This is a genomic window from Micromonospora sp. SCSIO 07396 (assembly GCF_053667945.1).
Genome location: NZ_CM132210.1, coordinates 5,853,407 through 5,879,001 on the forward strand (window position 1 = coordinate 5,853,407; position 25,595 = coordinate 5,879,001).

Annotated in this window: 19 protein-coding genes and 1 pseudogene; 13 read left to right on the plus strand and 7 right to left on the minus strand. The window is 73.8% G+C overall.

What is annotated here, in order from left to right:
• Positions 1-7: 7 nt before the first annotated feature.
• From ACWCHM_RS25295 to ACWCHM_RS25320, 6 genes are all read left to right on the plus strand, one after another.
• Positions 8-832, plus strand: coding sequence for an SCO6745 family protein (locus ACWCHM_RS25295; RefSeq protein WP_204958973.1), 825 nt, complete (start codon positions 8-10; stop codon positions 830-832).
• 314 nt (positions 833-1,146) lie between these two features.
• Positions 1,147-2,922, plus strand: coding sequence for a hypothetical protein (locus ACWCHM_RS25300; protein WP_454220113.1), 1,776 nt, complete (start codon positions 1,147-1,149; stop codon positions 2,920-2,922).
• Positions 2,919-6,401: an AMP-binding protein gene (locus ACWCHM_RS25305; RefSeq protein ID WP_454220114.1), complete on the plus strand. Its 3,483-nt coding sequence runs from the start codon at positions 2,919-2,921 to the stop codon at positions 6,399-6,401. The genes ACWCHM_RS25300 and ACWCHM_RS25305 overlap by 4 nt, the downstream gene beginning before the upstream one ends.
• Positions 6,398-7,372, plus strand: coding sequence for a hypothetical protein (locus ACWCHM_RS25310; protein WP_281901037.1), 975 nt, complete (start codon positions 6,398-6,400; stop codon positions 7,370-7,372). The genes ACWCHM_RS25305 and ACWCHM_RS25310 overlap by 4 nt, the downstream gene beginning before the upstream one ends.
• Positions 7,373-7,377: 5 nt before the next feature.
• Positions 7,378-9,303 carry an ABC transporter ATP-binding protein gene (locus ACWCHM_RS25315; RefSeq protein ID WP_454220116.1) on the plus strand — a complete coding sequence of 642 codons (1,926 nt, stop codon included), beginning with the start codon at positions 7,378-7,380 and terminating at the stop codon, positions 9,301-9,303.
• Positions 9,304-9,306: 3 nt separating this feature from the next.
• Positions 9,307-11,094 carry an ABC transporter ATP-binding protein gene (locus tag ACWCHM_RS25320; RefSeq protein WP_454220117.1) on the plus strand — a complete coding sequence of 596 codons (1,788 nt, stop codon included), beginning with the start codon at positions 9,307-9,309 and terminating at the stop codon, positions 11,092-11,094.
• Between the two features lie 15 nt (positions 11,095-11,109).
• On the opposite strand, the pseudogene ACWCHM_RS25325 reads toward ACWCHM_RS25320, so the two are convergent.
• Positions 11,110-11,371: pseudogene (locus ACWCHM_RS25325) on the minus strand (hypothetical protein); the annotation flags it as partial.
• 343 nt (positions 11,372-11,714) lie between these two features.
• Here ACWCHM_RS25325 and ACWCHM_RS25330 point away from each other — a divergent pair.
• Genes ACWCHM_RS25330 through ACWCHM_RS25340 form a run of 3 tightly spaced genes read left to right on the plus strand, consistent with a single transcriptional unit; the run spans position 11,715 to position 14,574 of the window.
• A complete protein-coding gene (locus tag ACWCHM_RS25330; protein WP_454220118.1) occupies positions 11,715-12,371 on the plus strand; it encodes an HAD family hydrolase in 657 nt (218 codons plus the stop codon).
• A gap of 42 nt (positions 12,372-12,413) precedes the next feature.
• Positions 12,414-13,550 (plus strand): glutathione-independent formaldehyde dehydrogenase, encoded by a 1,137-nt coding sequence (locus tag ACWCHM_RS25335; RefSeq protein ID WP_454220119.1) that lies wholly within the window; start codon positions 12,414-12,416, stop codon positions 13,548-13,550.
• Between the two features lie 10 nt (positions 13,551-13,560).
• The gene (locus tag ACWCHM_RS25340) at positions 13,561-14,574 is read left to right on the plus strand and encodes an NADPH:quinone reductase (protein WP_454220120.1); all 1,014 of its coding nucleotides are present in this window, start codon (positions 13,561-13,563) and stop codon (positions 14,572-14,574) included.
• A gap of 202 nt (positions 14,575-14,776) precedes the next feature.
• On the opposite strand, the gene ACWCHM_RS25345 is transcribed toward ACWCHM_RS25340, so the two are convergent.
• Positions 14,777-16,426: a fatty acid--CoA ligase gene (locus ACWCHM_RS25345; RefSeq protein ID WP_454220122.1), complete on the minus strand. Its 1,650-nt coding sequence runs from the start codon at positions 16,424-16,426 to the stop codon at positions 14,777-14,779.
• Between the two features lie 84 nt (positions 16,427-16,510).
• Here ACWCHM_RS25345 and ACWCHM_RS25350 point away from each other — a divergent pair, with 84 nt between their 5' ends.
• A complete protein-coding gene (locus ACWCHM_RS25350) occupies positions 16,511-17,002 on the plus strand; it encodes an NUDIX domain-containing protein (protein WP_364312357.1) in 492 nt (163 codons plus the stop codon).
• A gap of 239 nt (positions 17,003-17,241) precedes the next feature.
• Here ACWCHM_RS25350 and ACWCHM_RS25355 read toward each other — a convergent pair whose 3' ends face one another.
• Complete coding sequence (locus tag ACWCHM_RS25355) at positions 17,242-18,915, minus strand: MDR family MFS transporter (RefSeq protein ID WP_454220123.1); 1,674 nt, start codon at positions 18,913-18,915, stop codon at positions 17,242-17,244.
• Between the two features lie 109 nt (positions 18,916-19,024).
• The gene (locus tag ACWCHM_RS25360; RefSeq protein ID WP_204958782.1) at positions 19,025-19,573 is read right to left on the minus strand and encodes a type 1 glutamine amidotransferase domain-containing protein; all 549 of its coding nucleotides are present in this window, start codon (positions 19,571-19,573) and stop codon (positions 19,025-19,027) included.
• 122 nt (positions 19,574-19,695) lie between these two features.
• Between ACWCHM_RS25360 and rfaE2 the strand changes: the two genes are divergently transcribed.
• Together rfaE2 and ACWCHM_RS25370 are read left to right on the plus strand one after the other, a co-directional pair.
• Positions 19,696-21,582: a D-glycero-beta-D-manno-heptose 1-phosphate adenylyltransferase gene (gene rfaE2 / locus ACWCHM_RS25365; RefSeq protein ID WP_454220125.1), complete on the plus strand. Its 1,887-nt coding sequence runs from the start codon at positions 19,696-19,698 to the stop codon at positions 21,580-21,582.
• Entirely contained in the window at positions 21,579-22,451 is an 873-nt protein-coding gene (locus ACWCHM_RS25370; RefSeq protein ID WP_454220126.1) for a glycosyltransferase family 2 protein, read from the plus strand. Before rfaE2 ends, ACWCHM_RS25370 begins: the two co-directional genes overlap by 4 nt.
• A gap of 186 nt (positions 22,452-22,637) precedes the next feature.
• Here ACWCHM_RS25370 and ACWCHM_RS25375 read toward each other — a convergent pair whose 3' ends face one another.
• From ACWCHM_RS25375 to ACWCHM_RS25385, 3 genes are read right to left on the minus strand one after another with little or no spacing between them, the layout of a single operon-like run.
• On the minus strand, positions 22,638-23,765 hold the full coding sequence (locus tag ACWCHM_RS25375; protein ID WP_204958779.1) for a glycosyltransferase family 9 protein: 1,128 nt from the start codon (positions 23,763-23,765) through the stop codon (positions 22,638-22,640).
• A 7-nt stretch (positions 23,766-23,772) separates the two neighbouring features.
• Positions 23,773-24,306: an Hsp20/alpha crystallin family protein gene (locus ACWCHM_RS25380; protein ID WP_454220127.1), complete on the minus strand. Its 534-nt coding sequence runs from the start codon at positions 24,304-24,306 to the stop codon at positions 23,773-23,775.
• A complete protein-coding gene (locus tag ACWCHM_RS25385; protein ID WP_454220128.1) occupies positions 24,303-24,809 on the minus strand; it encodes a DUF2231 domain-containing protein in 507 nt (168 codons plus the stop codon). Before ACWCHM_RS25385 ends, ACWCHM_RS25380 begins: the two co-directional genes overlap by 4 nt.
• Positions 24,810-24,958: 149 nt before the next feature.
• Between ACWCHM_RS25385 and ACWCHM_RS25390 the strand changes: the two genes are divergently transcribed.
• Positions 24,959-25,579, plus strand: coding sequence for a pyridoxamine 5'-phosphate oxidase family protein (locus ACWCHM_RS25390; protein WP_204958776.1), 621 nt, complete (start codon positions 24,959-24,961; stop codon positions 25,577-25,579).
• The last annotated feature ends 16 nt before the right edge of the window (positions 25,580-25,595 follow it).

Consider the following 25,595-nt stretch of genomic DNA (forward strand, 5'->3'; position numbering starts at 1 on the left):
CCGGTTGATGTGGACGCACGTCGAACCCCTGCACGCGATCACCTACTTCCATCCCCGGGCCCGCGCCGCCTACGAGGCGATCGGGCTGCGCGGCTACTGGCGGGGTTACTTCGCGGGCCGGACCGCCCCGCTGGGGCCGGTCGACGCCGCCCCGGTGACCGCCGCCTTCTTCACCTTCGCCCCGCCGATGGTGAGCCGGGCGCTGCCGGCGGTGTGGCAGCTCGCCGCCCCCGAGGAGGCGTTGCGCGCCCGGCTCACCGGGGCCGTGCAGGCGCTCGCCGAGCTCACCTACGAACTTCCCGAGGCGCACCTGGCCGAGGCGGCCACGCTGCTGGAGGCCGCGGCCGTCGGGGCGGACACCGCCGGCCGGGTGCTCGGCGCGGCCAACGCCGCCCTGCCGCGCGGCGACTACCCGCTGGCCCGGCTCTGGCAGGCGGCCACCACGCTGCGCGAACACCGCGGGGACGGGCATGTGGCCGCGCTGGTCGCCGCCGGTCTGGACCCGATCGAGACGTTGGCGTTCCGGGTCGCCGTCAACCTGCCGGAGGAATACCTGCTCGGCCGGGGCTGGACCGGGGACGAGTGGGCGCGGGCGCGGGCCCGGCTGGTCGACCGGGGGTGGCTGACCGACGAGGGCGCCCCCACCGAGGCGGGGCGCACCGGCCTGCGGGCGGTCGAGGACGCGACCGACCTGGCCGCCGCCCGCCCCTGGCTGGCCCTCGGCCCGGACGGCACACAACGGCTCCGCGAGCTGCTGGTTCCGGTCGCGCGTGCCTGCCACACGGTCATCCCCCGGGACAACCCGATCGGGCTTCCCGCGCTCTCCTCCTGACCGCCCGGCCCGGACGACCCGAATCCGGACTACCGGTGTCGCACCGGGCAGTCACGTCCTAGCAGGTCATCGGTGGCCGACACACGTTGTTGACACATGTTTCATCGTCGGCGAGACTTCCTGATCGGGAGCGCTCCCACACCGGTGTGGAGTGTCGTCTCCTCCTCGCCGTGGCACTGCCACGGGAGCCTTCCACCCTCCAGGTCGGCTGCCGGCCGCCGCATGCCCTGTCGTCACCGCACGGCGGTGGCTGTCGTCGTACGAGCCGCATCGTGCGAACGCCGCAGCCTGCCCTGGTCGAGAAAGGCGGGACCGTGCGACGTACGAAATTCGACCAGTGGAGCCAGGAACTGCGCGACGTGCGTGATCCCGTCGAACTGTTCGGCGGCAGCGCCCAGACGGCCGTGCTGCGACTGCTCACCATGGCGGGCAAGGTGCCCTTCCGGTCCGCCTTCGACGGCCTGACCCTGCGCGAACAGGCGATCGTCAGGCACCTGCTCGGCCGGCAGCACCTCCGGCTGACCGCACCGGACGCCGACGCCTCCCCCGCCGGGTTCGTGCTGGCCCACTCGGCATTGGGCAAGCTGACCATCCACGAACCGGCGCGCGGCGACGTGCCGGTCGAGGAGGTGGTGGCCGAACTCGCCCTGCCCGGGTGGATGGTCGAGATGATCGACGAGGAGTGGCTGCCGGCCCAGGCCGAGGAGGAGCACCAGCGCCGCGAACTCGACCGGATGCTGCGCACCTGGGACGCCGACGGCAGCCTGGCGGAGCGGCTGGAGGAGGTCATCGACTGGGTCGAACGGGTCGAGACCGTCCTGATCTTCGTCGAGCGTCGGGTGTTCTCCCGCTCCGACTCCGGCTCCAGCACCCTCATCCGCGACGGCGTGCTGCCCGCGTTGCGGGGTCGCCCACCGGCCGACTGGAGCCCGGAGGAGCGGCTCTTCGTCGCGTCCATCCAGTTGCTGTTCCGCACCGGCCGGGCGGTCCGGTTCGAGGAGTTCAACGGCCGCCAGCTCAACGCGGTCAGCCTCCGCAAGGTGCTGACCACCCGCTGTGCGGAGTACCTGCGCGCGCTCGACGGGCACACCACCGGGGAGTTGAGCACCGCGACCCTGGCCGAGTTGGCCACGCTCGCCGGTGAGCTGGTCGAACTCGTCGACGGCAGCGGTCACATCCGCTACCGGCGGATCAACGGCCTGACCTACGCCAAGGACGAGTACCTGCTGCCCTGGCAGGAGGGGCAGCGCAGCCAGGTCGAGCTGCCGCCGACCCTGCGGGCCCTGACCGCGCCTGTCGACGGCGAGGACACCGCCTCCTGGGTACGACGTGCCACCGCCGCCGCCCTGCACAGGGTGCACGCGGGCGGCGACGAGCGCGAGCTGACCGGCATCCTGGAGGGCATCGTGCTGGGCGCGGTCGTCGACAGCCGCGCCGACTATGGCATGTCCAGCGGCATCCGCGACCTGTCCCGCCTCGACGGTCCGGCCGGGCGGTACGACGAGGAGGTGGCGGGGCTGAAGAAGCCCGACTTCTTCTGCTGCGTGCTGCCCAGCCCTCAGATGGCAGCGGACCTGCCCGCCCCCGCCGTCACCGACATCCTGTGGCAGGTCGCCCAGCGGATGATGTACAACCGTTGGCACTTCGTGCCCGGCAACTTCGACCGGGTCGAGGTGCCCCGGCAGCGGCACTACTTCTTCCCGCCGCTGGTGCCCGACATCGCCGAGTGGGGCGACCTGCGCCACGGTGGACACAGCACCTCCCGCGTCCGCTACACCCTGCGGGCCCCCGGGGCGGCGATGTGGAAGCAACCGTTCACGGTCGGCGGCCGGCAGTACCGGGGCGCGTTCGACATCCGCCTGGTCCGCATGGACGGGCCGCCGTTCACCCTGGCCGACCTGCGGACCGCCTGCCGGTACTCGGCGCTGGTGGACGTGTTCTGGCGGGAGGTCGCCGGCTACGCCGACGCGCACGACGGCTGGACCCCGACGATCGACTCGTTCGGCGGCGACTGGTACACCAAGGAAGCCTGGCGGCACCCCGTCGACCGGCTCGACGCGGCACGGCAGACGGTCGGGGGGCCCGCGTGAGCGTCGACCCGCACCAGGTCGTCGTCAACGGCGAGGACCAGTACTCCCTCTGGCCGGCGGACCGGCCGCTGCCGGGCGGCTGGACGACGGTCTTCACCGGGCCGGTCGAGGCGTGCCTGGAGCACGTCGCGGCACACTGGACCGACCTGCGGCCCGCCTCGCTGCGTACCCCCGGGGGTGCCGACGGCGGCCCCGCCGCCCGGACCGGGCCGGCCACGGTGGACGCTGCGTCGTCGGTCGCCACCGGCCCCCGCCGCCCGTTCGGCGACACCCCGCTGCACGTCCTCGTCGACCGGGCGCTGGCCGCCGATCCGGAGCGCGTCGCGGTGCGCTGCGCCGGGGTCGCGGTCACCGCCGGGGAGCTGCGGGCCCGGGTCCGGCACGCCGCCCGGGTGCTGCGGGGCCACGGGGCCGGGCCGGAGACGCCGGTCGCGGTGCTGCTCCCCCGCTCGGTGGACGCGGTGGTGGCGATCCTCGCGGTGCTGGCCGCCGGGTCGGCGTACCTGCCGCTGTCGGTGCACGACCCGGCGGACCGGCGGGTCCGGATCCTCGCCGACGCGGGCGATCCGGTGCTGCTGACCGGCCCGGAGCACCGGGGCCTCGTGGACGCCGGCTACCCGTCGACCGTGCTCGACGTGACCGACCTGCCGGAGCCGGTGGGTGACGACGGTGACGGCGGCTGCCGGATCGAGAACCTGGCGTTCATCATGTACACCTCCGGCACCAGCGGCGCCCCCAAGGGGGTGCTCGGCACCCACCGGCAGCTCGTCAACTACGTGCACTGGTGCGCCGGGGAGTTCGCGTTCCAGCCCGGGGAGCGGGCGGTGCTGCACGCCCCGCTGTACTTCGTCGGGTCGGTGATGACGCTGTTCACGGCGCTGGTCGCGGACTGGGAGCTGGAGGTCGCGCCCGAGCCGGTCGCGTTCGACGACCTGATCGCGTTGACCGCCGCCGCCCCGTGCGGGTTCCTGAAGCTCACCCCGTCGCACGTGCGGGCGATGACCGCGCTCGGTGGCGTCGACGACGTCGCCCGCCAGGTGATGATCGGCAGCGAGCCGCTCTACCTGACCCCCGAGTTCGACGCGTGGATCAGCGGCAGCCCCAAGTCGGGCTTCGGCAACCACTACGGCATGAGCGAGACCGTCGGCGCGACCTGGTACTGGATCGGCGCGAACCGGACGGTCGGGCGGCGGCTGCCGGTCGGTGCCCCCATCCCCAACGCCGAGGTGCACATCCTCGACGAGCAGGGCCGGCCCGCGCCGCCGGGGCAGACCGGCGAAATCTGCCTCGGCGGGGCGGTGATCGGCCGGGGCTACCACGGCCAGCCGGTGCTGACCGCCCAGCGGTGGATCCCGCACCCGGGTGGCGACGGGCGGCGGCTGCTGCGCACCGGGGACCTGGGCCGGCTGGACCCGGACGGGGTGCTGGACGTGCTCGGCCGCGCCGACCGGCAGGTGAAGATCCGGGGCCAGCGCGTCGAACCGCCCGCCGTCGAGGACGCGCTGCGCCGTTGCCCCGGCGTCGCCGAGGCGGTGGTGATCGCCGAACCCGACGGCCACGACCTGCACCTGGTCGCCTACCTGCGGTCTGAGGAGGAGCCCCGGCCGACCGAGGCGCAGCTGCGCGCCCACGCCGCCGGTCTGCTGCCGGAGGCGTCCGTCCCGAGCCGGTTCCTGTACGTGGCGCAGTACCCGCTCACCCCGAACGGCAAGGTCGACACACGTCGGCTGCCCACCACGCCGACGGTACGACCCGCGCTGAGCACCACGTACGTCCCGCCCTCGGGTGAGCTGGAGACGGCGGTGGCCGCAGTGGTCGGCGCGGTGCTTCGGGTGGACCGGCTCGGTGTCGACGACGACTTCTTCGAACTCGGCGGCGACTCCATGCAGGTGGTCGAGGTCGTCACCCGGCTGGACGAGGAGCTGGGCCTGCCGGTGGGCATCGCCGACCTGTTCGACAGGCGCACGGTGCGCGCCCTGGCCGCCGGGATGCCCGACCACCAACTGCCGACCCCCGTGGCCACGGCGACGCCCGCCGGGGAACAGCCGGGCCGGTCCCCGCACGCGGACACCGGCCAGCCGGCGGTCGGGGACGCGGCGGTCCAGGCCCGGTTCTCCGGGGGGTCCACCGGTTCCGCGCCGCTGACCTGGGGACAGCTGGCCATGTACCGGCCGATGCAGTGGTTCGGCGAGGCCAGCCGGGACTTCAACATCCGGCGGGTGCTGCGGCTGACCGCCCCGGTCACCATCGAGCGGGTCACCACGGCCTGGTCGGCGCTGGCGCTGCGGCACCAGGTGCTGCGGACCCTGATGACCGAGGACGCCGACGGGCCCCGCCAGCACCTGCTCGCCGACGGGTCGTACGCGCCACTGGTGCGGGACACCACCGCCGCCGACCTGCCGGAGGCGGCGGACGCCGCCGCCGCCGACCTGGCCGGCACCGCGTTCCGGCTGGACCGGGACTGGCCGGTCCGGTGGGCGCTGCTGCGCGTCGACGGGCTGGTCGAGGCGGTGGCCGTGGCCGCCTCGCACGTGTCGCTGGACGGCTGGTCGCTGGAGCTGCTGTTGGCGGAACTGCGCACCCTGATCGAGGGCGAACGGACCCTGCCCGCGCCGGGCTGGCAGCCGCTGGATCAGGCCGGCTACGAGGCGTCGCCGGCCGGGCAGCGCCGGGCCGCCCGGTCCCTGGCGTACTGGCGGGAGCGGCTGCCCCTGGTGCCGCAGCGGATCTTCGACGGGCCGGAGCAGGACGCCGGCCCGCTGCCGGTCGTCACCTGGCGGATGGAGTCCACCGCCGTGGCGGCGGCGGCCGGCGCGCTGGCCGAGCGGACGGGTGCGTCGTCGTCCACCGTGGTGCTGACCGCCGCGCTGCTGGTCCAGGCGGCGTTGACCGGCCGGGACCGGGCCGTGGTGAAGCTGATCGCCGGCAACCGGAACACCCCCCGCCAGCGGCAACTGGCCACCGGTATAGCCCAGAACGCGCTGCTGGTCTTCGAGATCGGCGACGGTGACGTCGACGACGCCGTGCGGCGCTGCTACCGCGACTCGACGGAGTCCTACTTCCACGCCACCTATCCGCCGGACGCCCTGGACGAGCTGATCGCGGCCGAGGGCGCGCAGGCCGACCTGTCGGTGTACTTCAACGACGCCCGCCTGGGTCGCGACTTCGACGTGCCGGCGGGGCCGCCCGACCGGGCCACGCTGACCGCCCTGGCGGCGCAGACCACCGTGCGGCAGGTCGCCGCCGTGGCCCGGCACGACATGACCTTCTTCCTGGCCATGCCCTACCTGGCAGGTGGCTGCGCGCTGCAGTTGCTGGCCGACACCCGGCGGGTGCCCGGCTCGGTCTGCGAGCGGGTGCTGCGGGGCGTCGAGACGCTGCTGTGCGAGGCCGCGCTGCGTCCGGTGGCCCTGCGGGACGTCGCCGCGCTGCTCGAACTCGGCCGCACCCGCCCCTCCGACCACCGGGAGTCCCGATGACCGATCCCTATCCGCTGCTGCGCCGGCTGGCCGCCACAGGCGACGACGCGCTCACCACCGTCGCGCTGCCGCCCGACGACCGCTACCAGGTCGTCACCACCACCGTCGACGAGGTGACCGCCCGGATCGTGGCCACCCTGCGGGACGGGTTCGCCGGTCGCAGCCCGGACGACTTTCCGCTGCTGGTGCTCGGCTGGGGACGCTGCCGGGTCGGCTCGACCGCCGTGACCAACCTGTTCGGCATGGCGCGGGCGGCGGCCTACTACCAGCCGGTCAAGACCATCGGCCGGTTCGTGCTCACCGGTGGCGAGGGTTCGCCGTGGAAGCTGCCCGACGGCGAGCCGGTGTTGTTCGCCAAGGAGATGGCCGGGCCGTACGTGCCGTTCGAGGCGCTGTTCAACCCGGCCCGCTGCCTCGTCGAGGCCGGCTGGCCGGTCGACCGGCTGCGCCTGCTGGTGCTGGACCGGCAGCCGCGCGCCTCGCTCGACTCGTGGATGGCCAAGTGGGAGGGCAAGATCGGGCGGGAGCGGGTGGTGGAGAACTTCGTGCTCAGCACGCTCAACTACGCGCGGATGCGGGCCTGGGCCGCCGCCGAGGGGCTGGCGGTGACGCACTTCCCGTACGAGTGCAGTCGCGCCCCGCAGGAGACGGTGTCCCGGTTGTTCGACCGCCTCGGCATCGGTCACCTGTACCGGCCGGAGATGCTCACCGGTTGGGGTGCGGCCGGTGACCTCAACTCCGACCAGTCAAAGATCCACAACCCGGTGGAGCCGGAGCCCTACGTCGTACCCGGTCTGCACGGCAACGCCGACGAGTACCGCTTCCGGGCCCGGTCGGTGACGGTGCTGACCGACGCGGAGCTGGCCGTGGCCGACAGCGCCGAGGTGGTGGAGTCGTACGAGGTCTCGGTGCGGTCCTGTGCGCAGGAGCTGGACCTGCCCGCGCCCCTGCGGGACGAGATCTTCGGCTGACCGTGATGACCGCCTCCCCCTCCGGCGTCGGGCCGTGGCGTGCGGCCGTCGCCGCCCGGCTGCGCATCGCCCGGCAGTGGCCCGCCGCCGGAGCCGGTTGGAGTGCCGTCGCGCTGGCGCTCAGCGTGACCCGGGGGGTGCTGCCGGTCGTCTTCGCGATCGCCGTCAGCACCACCGTCGGCCGGATCGGCCCGGTGCTGCACGGCACCGCCGGGGCGGCCGGGGTGTGGTGGCCGCTTGCGGTCGCCGGAGCGGCGCTGATCGTGGCGCAGTTGGCGGAGGCGGCGCAGAAGGCCGTCGCCGAGCAGCTCAGCCGCCGCGTCGACGGGCACATGTACCGGCGGCTCATCCAGGCGTCGCTGTCGACCCGGGAGATCACCCCGCTGGAGGACCCGGCGGTGCTGGACGAGCTGGGCGAGGCCGGGCACGAGCTGCGGTTCGCGTTCCGCACCCCGGGTGCCGCGTACGCCGGGTTGATCGCCCTCGTCGGGCCGTACACCCAGGTCGCCGGGTTCACGGTGGTGGTGGCGGTGGTGCTGGGGCCGTGGGCGGCGGCGGTCATGCTGGCGGTGGTGCTGCTGTTCCGGCACGGCCAGCGTGGCGGGTTGCGGCGTTACGCCCGGGTCATCCGCGACGTGGCGGCCCTGCGCCGGGAGAGCCGCTACCTGCGGGGGCTGGCGATGGGCCCGGCCGCCGCCAAGGAGCTGCGGGTCTTCGGGCTCACCGGCTGGCTGACCGAACGCTACCGGCAGGTCTACCGCCGGGCCCTGGCTCCCGTCTGGGCCGAGCGCCGCCGGATCTACCTGCGGCCCTACCTGGCGTACACGGCGGTGGGGCTGGTCGGCGTCGCGGCGGTGCTGGCGCTGGCCGGGGTGCGTGCCGCCGACGGGGCGTACGACCTGGCCGCGCTGGCGCTGGTGTTGCAGGCGGTGCTGGCCCTGATCCGGCTGGGCGAGTTCTACCCGGACTCCGACACCCAGACCCAGTACGGCATGAACGCCGAGACCGCCATCACCGCGTTCGAGCAGGCCATGGCCCGCTACCCGGAACCTGCCGACCGGGGCCGCGCCGGGCCGCCCGCCACCGCCGCCCCGGCCATCGACTTCACCGGGGTGCGCTTCGGCTACCCGGGCGCGACCGCGCCGGTGGTCGACGGTCTGGACCTGCACATCCCCGCCGGACGCTGCACCGCCCTGGTCGGGGTGAACGGCGCGGGCAAGACGACCCTGGTGAAACTGCTGGCCCGGCTCTACTCGCCGGATGCCGGTGCGGTGCGCGCCGACGGCGTCGACCTCGCCGATCTGCCGGCCCGGGACTGGCAGCGGCGGATCGCCGTGGTGTTCCAGGACTTCGTCCGTTACGAGCTGTCGGTGGCGGCCAACATCGGGTTCGGCGCGGTGGAGCATCTCGACGACCGGGCCGGGATCCGCCGCGCGGCGGAGGCGGCGGGGCTGCTCGACACCCTCGACGCGCTGCCGGACGGCTTGGACACGCTGCTGTCGCGCGCGTACGACGGCGGGGTCGACCTGTCCGGCGGGCAGTGGCAGCGCATCGCCATCGCCCGTGCCCTGTTCGCGCTCTACCACGGGAGCACCGTGCTGGTGTTGGACGAGCCCACGGCGGCGCTGGACGTGCGGGCCGAGGCCGAGTTCTTCGCCCGGTTCGCCGAGCTGACCCGGGGCCGCACGACGGTGCTCATCTCGCACCGGCTGTCCAGCGTCCGGCTGGCCGACCGGATCGTCCTGCTCGACGGGGGGCGGGTCGTCGAGCAGGGCAGCCACGACGAGCTGATGGCGGCGGGCGGCCGGTACGCGGCGATGTTCACCCTCCAGGCGGAGCGGTTCGCCGAGGACGACGCGGACCGGGACACCGGCGGGGCCGACCGGGAGACCGACGAGGGCGCCGGTCCGCTGGCGCAGCGGGTGGGCTGAGCGATGCTGCGAGCGATCACCGGGCTGCTGCGGCTGTCGTGGCGGCAGGACCGGCGCAAGATGGCCGTGGCGCTGGCGTTGATGGCGGGCAACGCGGTGGCGGTGCCGGCGAGCGCGGTGGCGCTCAAGCACCTCACCAACGCGGCGGCGGCCGGCCGGGCCGGGGCGGCGGCCTGGGCGGGGCTGGCCGTCGCGGTGGCCGCGATCGCGGCACTGACCTGCGCGCACTTCGCCCACATCGGGTACTTCGAGGTGTCCGAGCTCAACGTGCTCAGCACCGACGAGCAGCTCATCGAGATCAGCAACGGCACCCCGTACCTCGACCACCACGAGCGGCCCGAGCACGCCGACCGGATGGCGTTGGCCCAGGACGAGCTGCAACGCATCGGGGAGGGCCTCCAGGCGCTGCTGACCGGGGGGTCGCTGGCGGTCGGCCTGCTGCTGACCACCGTGCTGCTCACCCTGACCCATCCGGCGCTGGTGCTGCTGCCGCTGCTGGCCGCGCTGCCGGTGCTGGCCGGTCGCCGGGCCGAGGCCGCCGCCGACAGGGCCCGTGCGGACAGCGTCGTCGACACCCGGCAGGCCCGGCACCTGTTCGAGCTGACCACCACCGCGGCCTCGGCCAAGGAGCTGCGCCTGCTGGGCCTGGTGGGGCATCTCCAGCAGCGCTACGCCACGCACTGGCAGCGCGCCACCGCCCGGCTGTGGCGCGGTGAGCTGGCCGCCGGCCTGTGGCGCGCCGCCGGGCAGGCGGTGTTCGCCCTCGGCTACGTCGCCGCCCTGGTCCTGGTCGTCCGCGACGCCGTACGCGGCCGGGCGGACGTCGGCGACGTGGTGTTGGCGATCATGCTCGCCTCGCAGCTCAACCATCAGGTCGCCGCCGCCGTGACGATCACGCAGCAGCTGGCGCGCAGCGGCCGGTCCCTGCAACGCCTGGACGAGGTGCGTGAGCTGGTGCCGCAGCCGGTCACCCCGCCCGACGCGCCCGCCACGCCGCTGCTCCCGCCCGCGCGCCTGCTGGAGGGCATCCGGCTGCGGCAGGTCACCTTCACCTACCCGGGCGCGGCGGAACCGGTGCTGCGTGACGTCGACCTGCTGCTGCCCGCCGGCAGCACCGTGGCGGTCGTGGGCGAGAACGGCGCGGGCAAGACCACGCTGGTCAAGCTGCTCAACCGGTTCTACGAACCCGACCGGGGCGCGATCCTGGTCGACGGGGTCGACCTGCGTCACCTGGACCTGGCCGGCTGGCGGGCGCGGACCACCGCCGCGTTCCAGGACTACGCGCGGCCGGAGCTGACCGCCCGGCTGGCGGTCGGCATCGGGGACCTGCCCCGGGCCACCGACGACGACGCGGTCCGCACCGGCCTGGCCCGCGCGCACAGCGAGGTCGCCGACAAGCTGCCGTACAGGCTGGACACCCGGCTGGGGCGCAGCCACGCCGACGGCGGGGTGGACGCCTCCGGCGGGCAGTGGCAGCAGTTGGCGCTCGGCCGGGCGATGATGCGCGACGCCCCGCTGCTGATGGTGCTGGACGAGCCGGCGTCGGCGCTGGACGCCGAGGCCGAGCACCGGTTGTTCGCCAGGTACGCCGACGGGGCGGCCCGGGTCGCCGCCGACAGCGGCGGGGTGACGGTGTTCGTGTCGCACCGCTTCTCGACGGTCCGCACCGCCGACCTGATCATCGTGATCGGCGACGGCGGGGTGCGCGAGGTGGGCACCCACGACGAGCTGATCCGCCTCGGCGGCGTGTACGCCACCCTCTACGGCACCCAGGCCGCCGCCTACCGCTGAGTTCGGGCCGCACGGTCGAGCCGGACCACCGCTGCTGCCCGACCGAACGGGGGCGGTCCGTCGGTGGACGACCAACCCCGCCAGCTGCACGAAGATCGACCGTCGGGCCACCGCGTCGCCTGTCGTCCAGTTGGTAGACGTCGAGCCGGCACCAGCCGTCGTAGGTGATCCAGTCCAGCACCCGGATGACCCGGCACCGGATGGGCTTGACGAACTGCACGCTGGCGGCCCGGCCCACCTGGACCAGGTCACCCCGCGCGGAGTGTGGCCATCGCAGGTCCTCAGCTGCCCGGTCACGACTCACGCCCCACCCAGATAGAGGGCGAGGACACCGGAGGGCCGTCGCAACACCGTTGCGCCAACCCCATGAGCGGCTGGCCAACCAGCGACAGGAAGGGTGGGCCCGCTTGGCGATCATGGAGTTGTGGTGCCGATTTTGGGGTTTTACGGGCGTTTTGTCACCCACCACAACTCCATGATCGGCGAGGCAGCGCTGGTTGACGAACAGCGTGGATCGCCACGAACCGGCCCAGCCCCGCCGACGAGGACTGACTCAGACGGGGCCACCACACGCCGACACCGGGCGACCGGGGTCGGGCGGGGTCGGGGAGGATGGCGGGGTGACGGTGGATGCGGTGGTGTTCGACCTGGACGGCGTGATCGTGGACTCGGAGCCGGTCTGGGAGGAGGTGCGCCGGGCGTACGTGGCGGCGCGGGGCGGCACCTGGCAGCCCGACACCCAGCGGCGGCTGATGGGGATGAGCACCGGCGAGTGGGCCGAGTACCTCAGCGGTGAGCTGGGCGTCGACCGCAGCGCCGAGCAGGTCGCCGTGGACGTCGTCGAGGAGATGGCCCGGCGGTACGCGGTGCGCGTACCGCTGATCGACGACGCCGACCTGGTGGTGCGCCGGTTGGCCGCGCGGTGGCCGCTGGGGTTGGCCAGTTCCTCGCCGACCCGGCTGATCGCGGCGGCGCTGACCGCCGCGGACCTCACCGCCGACTTCCGGGTGACCCTGTCGACCGAGCGGACCGCCCGGGGCAAGCCCGCGCCCGACGTGTACCTGGCCGTCGCCGAGCGGCTCGGGGTCGACCCGGCCCGGTGTGCCGCCGTGGAGGACTCCTCCAACGGGGTCCGCTCGGCCGCCGCCGCCGGGATGCGGGTGATCGCGGTGCCGCACGGGTCGTACCCGCTGGACCCGGACGCGGCGGAGCTGGCCGCGACGGTGCTCTCCTCGGTGCACGACCTCACCCCGGAGGTGGTGGACCGGCTCGACTGAAACCGCCCCCGTGACCCGGCCGGGCCGCCTAGCGTCGGGACCATGAGAGCTGTGGTGTACCAGGGGCCGCACGAGGTGGCGGTCAACGACGTCGAGGACCCGCGCATCGAGCACCCGGACGACGTCGTCGTGCAGATCACCACGACCGCGATCTGCGGCTCGGACCTGCACATGTACGAGGGGCGCACGCTCGCCGAACCGGGCATCGTCTTCGGCCACGAGAACATGGGCACGGTGGTCGAGGCCGGCACCGGGGTACGCGGGATCAGGGTCGGCGACCGGGTGTCGATGCCGTTCAACGTGGCGTGCGGGTTCTGCCGCAACTGCCGGGAACAGAAGACCGGCTTCTGCCTCACCGTCAACCCCGGCTTCGCCGGTGGCGCGTACGGTTACGTGGCGATGGGGCCGTACCGGGGTGGGCAGGCGGAGTACCTGCGGGTGCCGTTCGCCGACTTCAACTGCCTGAAGCTCCCGCCCGGCACCGAGCACGAGAACGACTACGCGATGCTCGCCGACATCTTCCCCACCGGCTACCACGGGGTGGCGATGACCGGGCTACGGCCGGGCGAGAACATCACCGTGATGGGTGGTGGGCCGGTCGGGCTGATGGCCGCGTACTCGGCGGTCCTGATGGGTGCCGCCGAGGTGTTCCTGGTGGACAAGGTGCCGGACCGGCTGCGGCTGGCCGAGTCGATCGGGGCGACCCCGATCGACTTCTCGGCCGGGGACCCGGTCGCCCAGATCCTCGACCGGACCGACGGGGTGGGCACCGACCACGGGGTGGACGCGGTCGGCTACCAGGCCACCGGGTCCGGTGGCACGGAGCAGCCGGCGGCGGTGCTGAACAGCCTGGTCGAGGTGGTCCGGGCGACCGGCGCGATCGGCGTGGTCGGCCTCTACCTGGCCAACGACCCGGGTGCGCCGGACGAGCACTCCGGCAAGGGTGAGCTGCTGTTCAAGATGGGCAAGCTGTTCGAGAAGGGCCTGCGGATGGGGACCGGGCAGGCCAACGTGAAGACCTACAACGAGTACCTGCGGAACCTGATCATGGCGGGGCGGGCCACGCCGAGTTTCGTGGTGAGCAAGGAGTTGCCGTTGGACGCGGCGCCGGACGCGTACCAGCGTTTCGACCGCCGCGAGGCGGGCTACTCGAAGGTGGTGCTCAAACCGGCGGCCTGAGGGAGACGGCATGCAGACGATCGTGTACGAACGCACCGGTGACCCGTCGGTGCTCCGGCTGGTCGACCGGCCGGTGCCGGAGCCGGGCCCGGGGGAGGTGCTGGTCCGGCTGGCCGTGGCCGGGGTGAACCCGACCGACTGGAAGAGCCGCCGGCAGCAGCCGCTGCCGGTCGGCTGGCAGACCCCGGGGCAGGACGGGGCGGGCGTGGTGGAGGCGGTCGGCGCGGGGGTCGACCAGGGGCTCGCCGGGGAACGGGTGTGGGTCTGGGAGGCCGCCTGGCAGCGCCCGTGGGGTACGGCCGCCGAGTACACGGTGGTACCGGTCCGGCAGGTCGTGCCGCTCGGGGACGCCTCCTTCGAGCTGGGTGCCTGCCTGGGCATCCCGTTCCTCACCGCGCACCGCTGCCTGACCGTCGGGGAGTACATGCCGGACACCCTGCACGCGGGGGCGCTCAGTGACCACGTGGTGCTGGTGCAGGGCGGGGCCGGCGCGGTGGGCAACGCGGCGATCCAGTTGGCCCGCTGGGCCGACGCCTGCGTCATCGCGACGGTGAGCAGCCCGGAGAAGGCGCAGCTCGCGGCGGCGGCCGGAGCCTCCTTCGTGATCAACTACCGGAAGCAGAACGTGGTCGACGAGGTCCGCAAGATCTCGCCCGACGGGGTGCACACGATCGTGGAGGTCTCCGCCGCCCGCAACGCCGCCGTCGACGTACAGGTGCTCCGGGCCGGCGGGGCGGTCTGCGTCTACGCCGACGACGGTGGTGGCGAGGTGACCCTGCCGATCCGGCCGTTGATGGCGCCGAACGCCCGCTGGCAGTTCGTGCTGGTCTACACCGCGCCGAAGGCGGCCAAGGCGCAGGCGGTGACCGACGTGGCGGCGGCGGTCGCCCAGGGGGCGGTACGGGTGGGCGGTGAGGCCGGCCTGCCGTTGCACCGTTTCCCGTTGGCGCAGGCCGCCGACGCGCACCGGGCGGTGGAGGACGCGGTGGTGGGGAAGGTGCTGCTGGACACCGCCGGGCAGTAGTTCCGGACACCGCCGACCGGTGAATCTGAGGACATTTCGCAATCACCCGGACAGACGCGAGTAATTCTCGCAACAATGGCATGGCGGGTCACCCCGCAAGGAAGGGCGGCCCCGGCGCGGTGCGAACGCCGGGGCCGCCCCTGGGGAGGGATGTTTCAGGAGTGACGTCCCTACCCCATCGGCGACGAGTCGCCGAAATGTGTTACGGCCCCGCCAGCTCCCGTACCTCCAGGTCGCCGGCGGCGTACCGCGAACGCACCACCTTCTTGTCGAACTTGCCCACGCTGGTCCTGGGCACCGCGTCGATGACCGCCCACCGTTCCGGCAGCTGCCAGTGTGCCACCGAACCGGCGAGGAACGCACGGAGCTGCTCCACACTGGTCGACGCGCCCTCACGGACCACCACGGTGGCCAGTGGACGCTCACCCCACCGATGGTCGGGCACCCCCACCACGCAAGCCTCCTGCACGTCCGGGTGGGCCATCAGCGCGTTCTCCAGCTCCACCGAGGAGATCCACTCCCCACCGGACTTGATCACGTCCTTGGCCCGGTCGGTGAGGGTGAGGAACCCGTCCGGCGAGAGCATGCCGACGTCACCCGTACGCAGCCAGCCGTCGTGGAACTTCTCCGGGTCGGGGGCGTCGTCACCGAAGTACCGGGCGGTCACCCACGGGCCGCGTACCTCCAGCTCCCCCACGGACGTCCCGTCGGCGGGCAACGGCTCACCCAGCGGGCCGACGATCCGGGCCGCCACCCCGGCCGGAATCCGGCCCTGCGTGTAGCGGAACCGCCAGGCGTCCTCCCCGGTCACCCCGGCCGGGGCCCGGGACACCGACCCCAACGGGGACGTCTCGGTCATCCCCCAGGCGTGGATCACCTCGATGCCGTGCCGCTCGGAGAACGCGCGCATCAGCGTGGGCGGGCACGCCGAACCGCCGACGATCACCTCCTTCAGCGACGAGGTGTCCACGTCGTGGGTATCCAGATAGGCCAGCAGGTCGTTCCAGATGGTCGGCACCGCACCGGCCAGGGTGGGCCGCTCGGCGGCGATCATCTCGGCGATCGGCGCGGCCTGGAGGAACCGGTCCGGCATGATCAGCGACGCGCCGGAGAGGAACGCCGCGTACGGCAACCCCCAGGACATCGCGTGGAACATCGGCACGATGGCCAGCTCCCGGTGGCCCGGCGCGAGCCCGAACCCCTCCGGCAGGCACACCTGCAACGAGTGCAGATAGATCGACCGGTGCGAGTACGCGACCCCCTTGGGGTTCCCGATGGTGCCGGAGGTGTAGCAGAGCGCGGCGGCGTCCCGCTCGTCGACCTCCGGCCAGTCGTAGTGCTCGGGCCGGCCGGCCAGCAGGTCGTCCCAGTGGTGGAAGGTGACCCGGTCACCGGCGACCGCCCGCAGCGGCTCGGGGTCACCCCCGCCGACCACCACCACGTGCCGCACCGTGGTCAGCTCGCCGAGCACCCGGGCCAGCAGCGGGATCAACGTCGAGTCGACGAGTACCACCCGGTCCTGCGCGTGGTTGGCGATGTAGGCGACCTGGCCGGGAAAGAGCCTGATGTTCAGGGTGTGCAGCACCGCGCCCATGCTCGGCACAGCGAAGTACGCCACCAGGTGCTCGGTGTTGTTCCACATGAAGGTGGCAACGCGCTCGTCGCCGGTAACCCCGCACTCGTCGCGCAACGCGTGGGCCAGCCGGGCCGCCGCCCGCCCCACCTCGGCGTACGATATCCGGCGCGGCTCGGCCCCCGTCCAGGTGACCACCTCGGCCGTGCCGTGCACGGTGGCACCGTATTCGAGGATCCGGGCGACCTGAAGCGGGGCGTCCATCATCGTGCTACGCATGGGTGACAAGCTAGTGTCGCCGGTCACACGTTGGGAACCCCCGGAACGTCCGACCGTTACCGAGATGCTGCGTAGATTGTCCGGGTGAGTATCTCCTGGGCCGACTCGTACGTGGGACAGCTACGCGCCCTGGCCGGCGACCGGACGCTGATGTTCGTCGGCGCCCGGGCCGTGGTGCGCGACGACGCCGGGCGGGTGCTGTTGATCCGCCGGTCGGACAACGGCCAGTGGGCGCTGCCGGCGGGCGCAATGGAACTCGGCGAGTCGATCGCCGACTGCGCGGTGCGTGAGGTCCGCGAGGAGACCGGATTACGCGCCCTGCGGGTCAGCGCCTTCGCCCTCTACACCGGCCCGGACCGCACCCACACCAACATGTACGGCCACACCTACCAGATCTTCACCACCGCGTTCCGGGTCGACGAGTGGGACGGCGAGCTGGCCCGGGTCACCGACGAGACGACCGACGCCGCCTTCCTGCACCCGCACGAGTTCCCCGCCCCGCTCTCCCTGTCGGTCCCGGAAACCCTCGCCGACCTCGACGTCTTCACCCAGACCAACCGCCTGATCCTCAAGTAACCCCCTCCCGCCCGCCCCCGCTCTCCTCCCGCCGCCCGCCCGCCCCGCCGGCCCCGCCCCGCCCGCCCCGCCCGGCCCATCCGCCCCGCCGCCTTCCCGGTGATCAAGAGGTTTGCGTCAGTTGATCAAGAGGTTTACGTCAACACGGCCGCGATTCTTGACGTAAACCTCTTGATCACCGGGGCGAGGCGGGCGGGGCGCGGGCAGGGCGGGGCGCGGACGGGGCAGGCGGGGGCGGGTCAGAGCATGGTTTGGGATTTGGCGTTGAGGTCGGCGGCGGCTTCCTCCTTGGACTCCCTGGTCAGGGGCTTGCCGCCGGGGGCGGGGGCGGTGCCGCCGAGCGGGTCGGTGCCACCGGTCGCGCCCTGCGGGCCGGCACCCCGGAGCTGGTCGTTCGGCAGGGCCAGGGTGACCAGCACGGCGAGCAGCGCGATCAGGCCGGTGGTCAGGAACACCAGGTGCAGCGACTCGACGAAGGACGCCTGGATGGCCGCCCGGACCGGACCGGGCAGGGCGAGGATCGTCGCCGGGTCGTTGATCGAGATGTTCGTGCCGCTGCCCGCCACCGCCGCCCGCTGCTCGGGCGGGAGCTGGGCGATCGCCCTGGGCAGCCGGTCGGCGAGCCCGCTGGCGAGCCGGGTGGAGAGCACCGCGCCCAGGATGGCCACCCCGAACGAGCCGCCCAGCGACCGGAAGAACGTCGCCGAGGAGGTCGCCGCGCCCAGGTTCCGGACGTCCACCGCGTTCTGCACGCCGAGGATGAGCGACTGCATGCACAGGCCCAGCCCGACGCCGATCACCACCATGTAGCCGAACGCCGCCCAGAGCGAGCTGTCCACCTGAAGCCTGGTGAACAGCAGCATGCCGACGACCAGCACCACCGAACCGGCCACCGGGAACCACTTGTACCTGCCGATCCGGCTCATCGCCCGGCCGGTCACGATCGAGGTGACGATGATGCCGGCCATCATCGGCAGCATCAGCAGACCGCTGCGGGTGGGCGAGGCGCCCTTGACGATCTGCAGGTAGAGCGGGATGAAGATGATCGACCCGAACATCACCAGACCGAGCACGAAGCCGGCCGAGTTGGCCAGCGCGAACGTCGCCGAGCGGAACAACCCCAGCGGCAGGATCGGCTCGGCGACCCGGGCCTCCTGGAGCACGAACGCCACCCCGAGCACCGCGCCCGCCACGAACAGCCCGACGATCGTCGCCGAGCCCCAGGCGTACGAGTTGCCGCCCCAGCTCAACGCCAGCAGCAGCGCGCTCACCCCGGCGACCAGCAGCGCCGCGCCCAGCCAGTCCACGGTGTGCTCCCGCCGCTCGAACGGGATCAGCCGCAGCACGTGGTAGCAGACCACGATCGCCAGCAGCGCCAGCGGCACGTTCAGATAGAAGATCCACCGCCAGTTGGTCTCGGCGAAGTAGCCGCCGACCAGCGGCCCGGCCACCGAGGAGACGCCGAAGACCGCCCCGAACAGCCCCTGGTAACGACCACGGTCCCGGGGTGACACCACGTCGGAGATGATGGTGAACGCCAGCGTCATCAGGCCACCCGCGCCGATGCCCTGTACACCCCGGGTGACGATCAGCTGGGTCATGTCCTGCGACAGCCCGGCCAGCAGCGAGCCGAGCAGGAACGTGCCGATCGAGAAGAGGAAGACGGGGCGGCGGCCGTACAGGTCGGCCATCTTGCCGTAGAGCGGGGTGGAGGCGGTCGAGGCGAGCAGGTAGGCGGTCACCACCCACGAGTAGTGGTCGATCCCGCCCAGCTCGCCGACGATGGTGGGCAACGCCGTACCGACGATGGTCTGGTCCAGCGCGGCCAGCAGCATGCCGGTCATCAGGCCGAACATCAACAGGCGGAGCTGGCGGGCCTGGAGCACCGGCTGGCCGTGGGTCTGGGCGGTCATCCCGCCTTCTTTCCCGCTCCCCCGCGAACATGCCTGCGGGCCGGGGAAACCTGCCCCGGACCCACCGACGGGCACGCGGGCGGACCCCGCGTGCCCGTCGCGGGACGGCTCAGTCGCCGGCGGCGAACCGGTCGACGATCGCGGCGCAGAACGCCGGCAGGTCGTCGGGCTTGCGGCTGCTGACCAGGTTGCCGTCGGTCACCACCTGTTCGTCGACCCAGGTCGCGCCGGCGTTGGTCAGGTCGGTACGCAGGCTCGGCCAGCTGGTGATCCGGCGGCCCGCCACCACGCCCGCCTCGACCAGCGTCCACGGGCCGTGGCAGATCACCCCGACCGGCTTGCCGGCGGTGAAGAATGCCTGCACGAACCGGACCGCGTCCGGGTCGGTCCGCAGGAAGTCCGGGTTGGCCACCCCGCCGGGCAGCACCAGCGCGTCGTAGCCGTCGGCGTCCGCGTCGGCCGCCGTCACCGCCACGTCGTACGTCTTGGCCTGGTCGAGATGGTTGAAGGCCTGGATGGTGCCGGGCTTGAGCGACACCAGCTCGGCGGTCGCACCCGCCTTCTCGACCGCCTCGCGCGGCTGCACGTACTCGACCTCCTCCACGCCGTCGGTGGCGAGGAACGCGATCCGCTTGCCCTGCAATGTCGTGGCTGCCATGTCGGTTTTCCCCTCTCCGGATACCTCTGGTCGGTTCCCGGGGCTCGGGGCCCGAAACGTGACCCCGGTCGCCGGCCAGGGCGGTGGGTTTGGCCTGGTCGGGGCGGGGGACCCCGGTGGGCATGGCAGGAGCAGCAGCGGAACAGCGCCGGCTCGCCACCGTCGTGGAGAGCTGGCGGGAACGCGCCGTCCTCGTCGTCGGCGACGCCATGCTCGACGAGTGGCGCTTCGCCGAGTCGGAGCGGCTGTGCCGGGAGGCCCCCGCGCCGATCCTCACCCTGCGCCGACGGATCACCGCCGCCGGCGGGGCCGCGAACACGGCGGTCAACATCGCCACCCTCGGCGGGCGGGCCCTGCTCGTCGCCCCGGTCGGCGCGGACGTGGCCGGCGACGAACTGCACGACTGCCTGGACCGGGCCGGCGTGTGGGACCGTACGGTCAGCGAACCGCACCGGCCGACGCCGGTGAAACGCCGGATGCTCGCCGGCAACCAGATCCTGCTCCGGGAGGACTCCGGTGACCCGGACGACCCGCTCGACGACGACGGCGTCGGCCGGCTGCTCACCGCCCTGAACTGCGCCACCGAGGAGCTGCGGGCGGTGGCCGGCGGGGTCGCGCCCACGCTGGTGGTCTGCGACTACGGTCTCGGCGCGCTGCCCGCCCCGGTCCGCGCCTGGCTGGTCGCCCACCGGCACCGGTACGCCACCGTCGCCCTGGACGCCCACGACCTCGCCGACTGGCGGGGGCTGAACCCGACGGTGGTCACCCCCAGCTTCGCCGAGGCGACCCGGCTGCTGGCCCGTGCCGCCGCCGGCTTCGGCGCGCCGCCCGCCCCGACCCGTACCGGCGGCACCGGCCTGCACCTGGACCACCCGCCCAACGATCCGGCCGACGGGCCGTCGGAGCTGGTCGTGGGCACCGCCCCCGGCGGGGTCGGCCGGGCCACCGGCCCGACCGGGGAGCCGACCCCGGGTGAGGGGCGGGTCGCGATGACCGGGGACGGGTTGAGCGTGACCGGGGCCGGGGTGACCGTCAACGCCACCGTCGGCGAGGGGGTCGACCGGGCCGGGCTGGCCCAGGCGCGATTGGCCGAGCTGCGGGCGCACACCGGCGCGGACGTGGTCGCGGTGACCCTGGACACCGAGGGTGCCATCGTCGGCGGCCCGGACGGCGCACCCCGGCGCAGCCACAGCACACCCGTCCCGGCCAGTCACGCCGTCGGCGCGGGCGACGCCTACCTGGCGGCGATGACCCTCGCGCTGGCCGCCGAGGCGTCGCTGCCCACCGCCGCCCAGTTGGCCCAGCTCGCCGCGACCATCACCGTCTCGGACACCGGTACCTGCGTGTGCCGCCGGGAGGACCTGCTCGACGCGCTCGGCGGCGCACCCGACGGCACCGCCCACCCGACGCTGGTCGGCACCGGCGAACTGGACGCGATCGTCGCCGACCACCGACGGGCCGGCCGGTCGGTGGTGTTCACCAACGGCTGCTTCGACGTGCTGCACCCCGGCCACGTGCGTTACCTGGAACAGGCCCGCGCGCTCGGCGACCTGCTGGTGGTGGCGGTCAACTCCGACTCCAGCGTCCGCCGGCTCAAGGGTGCCGACCGGCCGGTCAACCCGGTGGAGGACCGGATCGCCCTGCTCGCCGCGTTGTCCTGCGTGGACCACGTGGTGGTCTTCGAGGAGGACTCGCCGGCCGACCTGATCGAGGCGGTCCGCCCCGACGTGTACGTCAAGGGCGGCGACTATCCGCCGGAGATGGTCCCCGAGGCACCACTGGTCCGCCGGCTCGGCGGTCAGGTACGCACCCTCGGCTACGTGCCGGACCGGTCCACCTCGGCGATCATCGACCGGATCCGCGCCCAGGCCGCCAGCAGCCTGGGCACCGCCACCGACCCGCCGGCCGACCGGGTACGACCCGCCGCCGGTACGCCTGCGGCACCCGGCCCGGAATCCACAGCGGTCGCCCCGACCCCGACCGCCGGACACCTGGGCAGGTCCACGTGAGCCGACCGCTCGACCTCGGCTCGGCCGGGGGGTTCCGCCGACCCCGTCGGCTCGACGTGCTGATCCCGACCCGCAACCGGCCCGCCGAACTGGCGGTCACCCTGGCCGGGCTGGCCGCCCAGGTCGAGGTCCCCGACTTCGGGGTGGTGGTCAGCGACCAGTCCGACCACGACCCGGCGTACGCGCACCCGGCGGCGGCCACGATGGTGCGGGCGTTGCGCCACCGGGGGCACCCGGTGCTGCTGACCCGTCGGCTGCCCCGGCGCGGGCTGGCCGAACACCGGGCGTACCTGCTGGACCGGTCGGTGGCCCGGTACGTGCTCTGCCTCGACGACGACGTCTGGCTCGAACCGGGCACCCTCGGCCGGCTGGTCACCGCGATCGGGGAGTTGGGCTGCGGGTTCGTCGGCAACGCGGTGCACGGCCTGTCGTACGCCGACGACGTCCGCCCCGAGACGCACCGGCACTACGAGGAGTGGGCCGGGCCGGTGGTGCCGGAACGGGTCCGCCCCGACACCCCGCAGTGGCAGCGGGCCGCCATCCATCCGGCCGCGAACCTGCTGCACGTCCAGCAGAAGCTGGGCCTGCCGGCGGGGGCGTGGCGGGCGTACAAGGTCTCCTGGATCGGCGGTTGTGTGCTCTACGACCGGGCGGCACTGGTCGACGCGGGCGGCTTCGAGTTCTGGCGGCGGGTGCCGGCGAACCACCAGGGCGAGGACGTCGCCGCCCAGCTCGCGGTACTGGCCCGGTACGGCGGCGCGGGTGTGCTGCCCAGCGGCGCCTACCACCTGGAGTCACCGACCACCGTGACCGAACGCGACGTCGAGGCATGGGAGGTCGTCGCCGCCGACTCCCCCCAGCCGGCCTGAGCCTTGCCGGCACCGGCCGGCGACCCGCCAGGGTCGTCCCGGCCCGGGGCCGTCGACCGGCCCTGCCCGGCCGGGGCCGTGGACCGGCGTGACCGCCCGGGGCCGTGGACCGGCGTGACCGCCCGGGGCCGTGGACCGGCGTGACCGCCCGGGGCCGTGGACCGGCGTGACCACCGGCTGAGGCCGTCAGCCGGCGGCGCTGCCCGGGTCGGGGCGGAGCAGGTCGGCGGCGGCTTCGAGCACCTCGGCCACCGGCACGTCGGCGACGAACGAGTCCCGGTGCGGGCAGTTGCCGTCGCCGGGCCGGTGCGGATAGATGCCCGGGGTGCAGTCGACCCCGCAGACCGGGCAGCGCGTCGTCCAGGCGGCGATCGGGCGGTGCCGGGCGCGCAACGGCGTCGCCCCGTTGATCATGTTGCCGACCCAGTAGACGCCCACCGTCGGGGTACCGACCGCGCCGGCCAGGTGCAACGGGCCGGTGTCGTTGGAGACCACCAGCGCGCAGCCCGCGTACGCGCCGACCAGCCCGCCGAGGCTGAGCGTGCCGACCTGGGGACGGACCGGCACCCCGGCCGCCGCGACCACCTCGTCCACCACCGCCCGCTCGGCGGGGGTGCCGGTGACCAGCACCTCGTACCCGTCGTCGTGCAGCACCCGGGCCACCTCGGCGAACCGCCGCGCGGGCCAGCGCCGCCGGGTGTCGCTCGCCCCGGGGTGCAGTGCCACCCGGGGCCGGTCCGGCTCGCCCAGCACCGCCCGTGCCTGCGCCCGGTCCGCGTCGGTCACCGCGAGCTTCGGTACGACGGTGACCGCGTCCGCCCCGACCAGGCCCACCACCTCCAGGTAGCGGATCACCTCGGGCTGGTAGTAGACGTAGCGCAGCCAGCGGTCCAGCGGCGGGGCGTCCTCGGCGCGCAGCCCGGCGGTGACCCGGGCCCCCAACCGGCTCATCACCGGATTCGAGTTGGCCCCGCCACCGTGCACCTGCAACGCCAGGTCGTAGCCCTCCCGGGCGGCCTCGGCCAGGAAGTCGTCGAGCGAACCGGGCGGCTCGTCGGGGCCTGGCTCACGGATGCCGGGGGCCGACGGAACGACCAGCACCCGGTCGACCGGGCCGGGTCGGTCCCGCCAGAACTCCGCGTGCCACGGCGCACCGAACAACACGATCTCCGCCGTCGGGTACGCGGCCCGCAGCGAGTCCAGGGCGGGCAGCAGGAAGACGAGGTCGCCGAGCGCGTTGGCCCGCAGCACGGCGATCCGGGCCACGTCGGGCACCCGCTCGCCCAGCGGGCCACCCAGGGTCGGGCTGTCCACCGGGGCCCTACGGCCGGTCGAGCGGGTCGACGGTGGTGTGCGGGTGGTGTAGTTCCCGGTCCGCCGCCGGGTCCACGCCGGTGGGCGTACCGCTGCGGGTGGGGCCGGGCGGGTAGCCGGAGCGGCCGACGGTGATGGTGCGCGGCGCGGGTCGCGCCGCCCGGGGCAGGTGCACCCGGAGCAGACCGTGGTCCATCACCGCGTCGATGGCGTCGGGGTCGACCCGGGACGGCAGGTCCACCCGGTACTCGAAGCCCCGGGTCTCCACCCCTCCGGGAATGCCCTGGTCGGCGTTGACCTCGGCCTCCGACCGGGCCCGGACGCATAGTTCCCGGTCGTCCAGCTCGACGGCGACCTCCTCCGGCGCCACCCCGGGCAGCCGGACGACCACCTGCCAGCCGTCGGCGACCTCGGTCAGCTCGACGTCGGGCGACGCGCCCCGGCCGCCGACCAGCCGGCTCAGCTCGGCGCGCAGCGCCTGGAGTTCACCGGTCGGGTCCCCGCCCGGCTGAGGGCTGCCCCGGCCCGGCTGCTCGCTCACCGCACCTCCCCCACCGGTCGGCTGGCCGCGGCGGGCCGCAGCGAGCTGGGGGCGTCCAGGCCGGCGTCGGAGTCGACACCAACCCCCAGCCGGTCGACCAGTTCCCCGCCGAGCCAGGCGCTGACACCGAGGATGGCCAGGCCGACCACCTCGATGGCGATCAGCGCGCCGCCGGCCGCCCGGGAGTCGGCATTCAACCGGACCGCCCAGACGGCGGCGAAGAGCAGGATCACCGCGACGTTCGCCGCCGCGTGGGTGAGCGCCACCCGCTTGGCCCGGGTGCCGGCCGGGATGGCCAGCAGGTCGAACGCGCCGGCCACCGCGGCCAGCAGACCACCGACCAGGCCGACGGTGAGGTTCCAGTACGCGACCTCGGCGAGGAAGTCGGGCCCGCCGACCGTGTCCACGACGTCGAAGAGGGTGCCGGTGACCAGCAACGCGACCGGGAACATCACCAGCATCGGGTGCACCGGGTGCCCGAGCACCTTCAGTCGGCTCTCCATCGCGGTCCTCCACTGCGTCGTCGGGGCGGGGTGCGCCGGTACCCGCCGCCATGGGGGACAAACCGGGCTCGCCACGCCCGCCTAGGCTGACGTACGGCGGCCGGTGCTCCACCGCCCGCCACCGGGACCAACGGACGGGGGAGGCGGACGTGACGGCGGAGATCACCTCACACGAGGAGCTACGCGCGCTGCTGGGGGCACCGATGCCCCGGGCGGCGGCCAAGGAACGCACGGTGCTGCACGAACGGGACCGGCAGTGGCTGGCCGCGTCGCCGTTCTGCCTGGTCGCCACGGCCGGCGCGGACGGCAGCTGCGACGTCTCCCCCAAGGGCGACCCGGCCGGCTTCGCGCTGGTGCTCGACGACCGGACGATCGCCATCCCGGAGCGGCCCGGCAACCGGCGGGCCGACGGCTACCGCAACATCCTCGACAACCCGCACGTCGGGCTGATCTTCCTGATCCCCGGCCGGACGGACACCCTGCGGATCAACGGGCGGGCGAAGCTGGTCCGCGACGCGCCCTACTTCGACGACATGCTGGTCCAGGGGCACCGGCCGGTGCTCGCCGTCGAGGTGGCCGTCGAGCAGATCTTCTACCACTGCGCGAAGGCGTTCCTCCGTTCCGAACTGTGGCAGCCGGAGACCTGGCAGCCGGACGCGCTGCCGTCCCGGGCCCGGCTGGTCAAGGAGGTGGAGACGCCGTCCGAGAGCCTGGCCGACCTGGAGCGCTACTACGGCCCGGCGTACGCGGAGAAGCTCTACCGGGGGTGACGGCGTCCCCCGGGCC

Coding starts and splice junctions, on each gene's coding strand:
- ACWCHM_RS25345 (WP_454220122.1), bottom strand. CDS start 16,426: ATGCGTAGCACGATGATGGACGCCCCGCTTCAGGTCGCCCGGATCCTC.
- ACWCHM_RS25320 (WP_454220117.1), top strand. CDS start 9,307: ATGCTGCGAGCGATCACCGGGCTGCTGCGGCTGTCGTGGCGGCAGGAC.
- ACWCHM_RS25360 (WP_204958782.1), bottom strand. CDS start 19,573: ATGGCAGCCACGACATTGCAGGGCAAGCGGATCGCGTTCCTCGCCACC.
- ACWCHM_RS25355 (WP_454220123.1), bottom strand. CDS start 18,915: ATGACCGCCCAGACCCACGGCCAGCCGGTGCTCCAGGCCCGCCAGCTC.
- ACWCHM_RS25385 (WP_454220128.1), bottom strand. CDS start 24,809: ATGGAGAGCCGACTGAAGGTGCTCGGGCACCCGGTGCACCCGATGCTG.
- rfaE2 (WP_454220125.1), top strand. CDS start 19,696: ATGGCAGGAGCAGCAGCGGAACAGCGCCGGCTCGCCACCGTCGTGGAG.
- ACWCHM_RS25295 (WP_204958973.1), top strand. CDS start 8: ATGTGGACGCACGTCGAACCCCTGCACGCGATCACCTACTTCCATCCC.
- ACWCHM_RS25315 (WP_454220116.1), top strand. CDS start 7,378: ATGACCGCCTCCCCCTCCGGCGTCGGGCCGTGGCGTGCGGCCGTCGCC.
- ACWCHM_RS25310 (WP_281901037.1), top strand. CDS start 6,398: ATGACCGATCCCTATCCGCTGCTGCGCCGGCTGGCCGCCACAGGCGAC.
- ACWCHM_RS25340 (WP_454220120.1), top strand. CDS start 13,561: ATGCAGACGATCGTGTACGAACGCACCGGTGACCCGTCGGTGCTCCGG.
- ACWCHM_RS25335 (WP_454220119.1), top strand. CDS start 12,414: ATGAGAGCTGTGGTGTACCAGGGGCCGCACGAGGTGGCGGTCAACGAC.